Annotated in this window: 7 protein-coding genes and 1 pseudogene; 6 read left to right on the top strand and 2 right to left on the bottom strand. The window is 31.8% G+C overall.

Going from position 1 to position 5562, the window contains the following annotated elements:
- Positions 1–1295, top strand: a 1295-nt coding sequence (locus tag QD47_RS29085; RefSeq protein WP_052647027.1) for a hypothetical protein, incomplete at its 5' end; no start/stop codon positions are given.
- Between the two features lie 265 nt (positions 1296–1560).
- On the opposite strand, the gene QD47_RS29090 is transcribed toward QD47_RS29085, so the two are convergent.
- On the bottom strand, positions 1561–1848 hold the full coding sequence (locus tag QD47_RS29090; protein ID WP_007431381.1) for a DUF6809 family protein: 288 nt from the start codon (positions 1846–1848) through the stop codon (positions 1561–1563).
- Between the two features lie 120 nt (positions 1849–1968).
- Between QD47_RS29090 and QD47_RS29095 the strand changes: the two genes are divergently transcribed.
- From QD47_RS29095 to QD47_RS31335, 3 genes and pseudogenes are all read left to right on the top strand, one after another.
- Complete coding sequence (locus QD47_RS29095) at positions 1969–2193, top strand: helix-turn-helix domain-containing protein (protein WP_044649401.1); 225 nt, start codon at positions 1969–1971, stop codon at positions 2191–2193.
- 169 nt (positions 2194–2362) lie between these two features.
- A complete protein-coding gene (locus QD47_RS29100; RefSeq protein WP_044649402.1) occupies positions 2363–3454 on the top strand; it encodes a hypothetical protein in 1092 nt (363 codons plus the stop codon).
- 302 nt (positions 3455–3756) lie between these two features.
- Positions 3757–3909 (top strand): annotated as a pseudogene (locus QD47_RS31335) (helix-turn-helix domain-containing protein); the annotation flags it as partial.
- A gap of 203 nt (positions 3910–4112) precedes the next feature.
- Here QD47_RS31335 and QD47_RS33595 read toward each other — a convergent pair.
- Positions 4113–4400: a hypothetical protein gene (locus QD47_RS33595; protein WP_044649403.1), complete on the bottom strand. Its 288-nt coding sequence runs from the start codon at positions 4398–4400 to the stop codon at positions 4113–4115.
- Positions 4401–4571: 171 nt separating this feature from the next.
- On the opposite strand from QD47_RS33595, the gene QD47_RS29110 reads away from it, so the two are divergent.
- Both QD47_RS29110 and QD47_RS29115 read left to right on the top strand, forming a co-directional pair.
- Positions 4572–4772: a helix-turn-helix domain-containing protein gene (locus QD47_RS29110; protein WP_044649404.1), complete on the top strand. Its 201-nt coding sequence runs from the start codon at positions 4572–4574 to the stop codon at positions 4770–4772.
- Between the two features lie 110 nt (positions 4773–4882).
- Positions 4883–5562, top strand: a 680-nt coding sequence (locus QD47_RS29115; protein WP_044649405.1) for an AAA family ATPase, incomplete at its 3' end; no start/stop codon positions are given.

Here is a 5562-nt window from a genome sequence, read left to right on the forward strand (position 1 = left end):
ACACGACGACTATTTATTTTCTCTACCTATTATTGAAAAGAGTGAACGACCAAAAAATGGTGGATTTACCACTATTTTATCAATTATTTTTTATAGGGCAAGATAAGAGGAATCCTTCTAATGTAATTCAAAGCGGTTATTATAATAAAAATGATTTTATTAATATGCTGTGTAGCTATAATGGTTACCCAATTACTCATTCAAATGTCGAGAAAATTAAAGACAATAAAGATTTAATTAAAGAAAAAGAAGTGGACATAAATAAGTATAAAAAGCTTGTGAAAATATCTAAAAATAGTCCGTTGTTAAATGATTTCGTGAATGAGTATGCAGATAAAGATCGTTATTTTGAAACAAGAAAGTCTATGGTTGCGTTAAGAGATAAGATAGCTGATTACAAGAAGAAGAGAAACAGAGAGACTAATAGAGCCTTCAAATTACGAGATTTACTTGGCGAATTAAATTCATTTAATAATCAAATTGATGCAGGTAAAGTAATTTGTGCTGATTGCGGTAGTGAGAAAATATTGTATATTAATTCAAATTTAACTTTTGATGTGAGTAGTATAGAAGTTAGAAAGCAGATCATTAATTCGATACAACACTCGATCTTGATGAAAAATAATATAATAAATGAATATGAGGAAAATATTAATAGGGAACAGTCCAGATTAAAAAAGCTTCTAAAAGAAACTCCAGTTGAAATACAGAATATATTGATCTATTCAGATGAAATATTGTCATCTGAGGAGTACAGTAAAAGAATATTTAAGCTGCAACAAGAAATTGAAAGCTTGAAAAGTGTAATTGGAATTACCGAGTCTACAGATGAGGAAATAAAAGAAAAGAGAAAAGGGATGCTTGAACAATTAGTGGGACTAATGAATTTATACCATAAGGAGATAGAAGATACATTTAATAATAAATACGATTCGTTCTTCACTAAAAGAGAAGAAACCTTTTCAGGAAGCGATGAACAAGAATTTTATTATTGTAAGTTAATGTCTTTAAATGATTTTTTTAATCACAAATTCCCCATAATTGTTGATTCATTCAGAGATGGAGAGATATCCACTAATAAAGAACGAAAAATGCTTGATGGATACAAAAAGTTAAAAAAACAAGTTTTATTAAGTTCTACGTTAAAAGAAGAAGAATATGATAAGGAAAAATATCAGAGTGTAGAAGGAGTAAATGCTCTGGACTATAGCTATTATGCTAATAGTAAATTGCTTACAAGTGAATATAAAGATGATTTCATTAAAATTTTGTCTAAATTCAAGATAAATCCTTAAAAAGGGGATTAGCTAACTGTATTAACTGCAGGAAATCCGACCTTAGGATCGTCCAATTAGGAATGATCTGAATATTAGTTAATCAAGAGAGCGATTCCGTCGTATAACATAATATTCAAGCTGCGGCTCCTCGCGGAGCCTTGGTCTGCCAGATGAATTGCGAAGAGGAATTTAAGCAGACACATTCGACTTCGTCAGACGTCGTGAATACAAGGACGTTATATGACAGAATCAAAAACAATAGGAAAGAGGATCATATGATCCTCTAGATGTTAGAATTTTTCAATTCACTAAAGAGTTGTAGAGCGTCTTTGAAACCTTGTATGTAGATGCTTCTTTCTAAGATGGATTGGAGAGAAATTTGAGCATCTTCGTACAGAAAAACCGTATGTTGAAGTTGATCGGGTAACGCTTCGCGAAGCGTTCTAAAGTATCGATCTGTCTCTGAAGAAAGCTGATTGTACTCCGTATGGTACTCCAAAAGCTCAGCAAAGAGTAATTCTAAACGTATTCTTATAAGTGGCTCTGTCAATGATTCTAATGCATTAATCATATGTTGTTCCTCCCTCAATTAACTTCATAGAGTTATTATATAACCTTGTAGAGTTAAATCTTTGCTTTTCGTTGATGATTACTGATATGGGAGATAAGATAGAATTATGGAGGGGAAAAGATGACCGTAATCAAGTGCAATATAAGAGAACTCATGGCAGAACATCGAATAGATGATATAACAGAATTGATGGCGAAATCGGGATTAAGTCGGAATTCAATCAACAAGCTGTATAGGGAAACGAATATAGAAACAACAAAGCTGGAAACCTTGTTCAAGCTATGCGATACATTTAACTGCAAATTATCGGATTTGATTGAATATGTTCCTGAAGAAAACCAATAGTGAAGGCAGATTCGAGAAGCGATTCCGTCGTATAACATAATATTCAAGCAGCGGCTCCTTCGGAGCCTTGGTCTGCGGATGGATTTCGGGGAGGAATTTCAGCAGACAACCTTTTGAGGTTTCATAAATACAGAAACGATATGCGAAATTATTTATTGGAGTGAATATTATGAAAAAAACTTGTTTAGATGCATTTAATCCAATATATTTTGGAGAAGCCAAGGCAAATCAATTCGATAAAAACCTGTTTTACGAAACACTTGTTACAAATGATAAAATAGTTCTCGCAAATGACCATTTTTTGGATTGTGTAGAACTTTCTGCGAAGAGTCTACCTAGGTTGTTTAGATTGCTCGAAAAAGATGAGATATCAATATTTTATGATTTTGTTCCATTACGCTATATTAAACACTCAGAAGAAAATGTAATGATCGAATTAGAACTTAAAGAAAGTGTAAATTTAGACCATTTCTTTGCTAACGAAAGATATAAAAACTTAAAAAGGAACTACAGGAGGCTAATTGATAGTAAAATTCAAATACTTGACTGTAAACAAATTGATTTTAATGGTTTATGTCAGTATGCATGTTCGATACTTAATGATAAACAACTATTAGTGGATATATATAGGTCGACTAAACCATATCATATGATAAATGACATTCTTCAGCATTTTGAATACACTGTTACAGCGAAGGATGGAATATTTTATATTGAAACTGAAGATATCGAACGTAAGGGTATATCTCGTATACTTATTGGTGAGTTCTTAACTACTATAGTCAGATCTTATATCAATCTCTTATCCCAAAGAGAGATCGAGGCGGACAGTTTAATTCTAAGCAACTCAAATCGTACAATATTTGAAAGATTGTTTACCAACAAAGTAAATAAGTCTGCCGAGTATCTAAATGAACTATTTACGATTGAATATATGCCCGACTTAGCAAGTTATTTTAGTTTGAAGAATACTAATATAAGTGATGTATTTGAGCTTAGAGATAAATCTCGTAATCTAATAAAGTTTATTAATGAGACGGAGTATACTTTAAGTGAAGAATTTTACAAAGAGTATAGAGATAGAGTTGAGAATCAATATAAATTTCTTAATGGTAAAACATACAAAACAATAAGATTAATTTTGACAAGTATTATTTCACCGTTAGGGACAGTACTTGATATATCAGACATACTTGGGCTGACAAACTTTGCAATTAACAAATTTAAGCCTACAGTAAGATTGCAGGACATATATAAGTAAATAAGCATAGAAAAATATGACGGGTCGGTGCTTACGCTCCTTGATTATCATATGTACAATAATGGAGGTTCATGTCGATCATATATTGATAAATCTAAGAGGCGGAAAAGCAAACGATAATTTTTGGGTGCTATGTCCAAATTATCCTTTCCAAAAGACTTACGGTTATTATTGAAATTGATACAGAAGAAACTGTTGAAGAAAATGGTAAGTTAATTGATAACGGTATAATCATTCAGAATTGAAGAAAGGACAGCGACGATGACGCAACTCACTTAACATAACTTTCAAACTTTGACCCTAAAAGTCATAATTTACTGAAAATGGCGGATATTTCGTCTGCTACTATGACTAAGCTCATTACGAATGAATATGTGTCATTAGAAGTAGTTGATAAATTATGTACGACTTTAGGTTATCAAACAGGAGATTTATTGGAACACATAGCGAAGTAATGACAGATTAGTTCAAGAATGGAGGTTGGCTAATCGAAGAAGTAATTCCGTCGTATAACATAATCTTCAAGCTGCGTCTCCTAAAAGGAGCCTTGGTCTATCGGATGATTTCGAAGAGGGACCTCAGCGGAAAACCCCTTTGGGGTTCATGAATACAAGAATGCTATACGACAGAATCAAAATGAAAAAGAGCCAGAAGGCTCTCAATCTAAAGATATATGTAATTCGTTATGCAGGTGAAGAGCGTCCTTAAAACCTTGCAAATAAATTTCACGTCCTAAAATAGCTTGAACAGAAAGCTCAGCATCATCGTAAAGAAATAGGGTCTTCTGTATATTCTCCGGTACTCCTTCATGTAACTGCTTGAAATAGAGATTCCGTTCGGATGAGAACTGGTTGTAGCTGGAGTTGTGTTTCATAAGCTTGCCATATAAAGATTCAATTCGAGTATGAATCAGTGAATCAAGTAAGACCTCTAAAGAATTATGCATTTTAAACACCATCCAATGCATTTGATTTTATGAATAAAAGTTCAACTTATTAAATATAATTTTAATATATCAAATAATTAAGTCAATACATGTTGAAGATGTTTTTGATAAAGAAAATTTACTTTCATATAATTAAAGTAAAATTCACTTAATGTGTGAAAGGAATATCAGATGATTAGTTATAAACCATTTCAAAAATTATTGATCGACAGGGAGATTAAGAAGCAGGATTTATTGAAAATGACCGGTATTTCGTCTGCTACAATGGCGAAACTCAATACGAACGAATATGTGTCATTAGAAGTGATTGATAAATTATGTGCGGCTTTAGGTTGTCAGCCAGGAGATTTATTGGAACACATAGCGGAGTAATAACGATTTAGTTTCTAGAATGAATGTTGTTATTCAAAAAAGATTCGTTTGTTAAACATAGTTTTCAATCTATGTTTTTTTGGAGTCTTGACCTACAAGAAGGAGGGCTTATGCTAGAAAAAATAATGATAAGTAACTTTGGCCCATTTAAAACATTTGAAATGAGCTTCAATAAAAATATTACAATCATTGTTGGTAAAAATGGATCTGGGAAGACACAATTACTAGGTGCTATTGCTGCAGTTTTTTATGGAAGGGATTCGATTAAAGTTAATAATACGTCAGTTGTAGATGAGATGCATATTTCATTGAAATTCAAGTTACTTGATAGTCAAATTGAAGTGATAAGAACTTCTTTGAATGGTAGATTGTATTATGAGAATCACAGACGTAGTATTTCAAGCGATAGAATATCTCAATTAAGGAATATTGATATAGGTGAGTATGAGCCAATAATTATAAATTATAAGAATAGTTCGTTGGAATTTGATATAGATCTTGTAAAGAAGCATCTTTATCAATTAAAACTTGAAAATGATATAATGTACTTTTTACTAAAAATAATTAATCGGGTTGAACAAACAAAAGTAAAAAATGCATATCGAATATATTCTGGTGGAGAAAGATACATTCTAGAACTATTGGGACTTTTGTCTTTTGCTTTAGAGGATAAGAGAAAACTAATATTAATTGATGAATTTGGAGGTGAACTTGATTCTCATTCATTTTCAATCCTATTGAGTTTATTAGACTCAATCTCCAAAGAAATACAAGTAATTATTGTTATAGT

It is taken from the genome of Paenibacillus terrae (genome assembly GCF_000943545.1).
Lineage (GTDB): Bacteria > Bacillota > Bacilli > Paenibacillales > Paenibacillaceae > Paenibacillus > Paenibacillus terrae_A.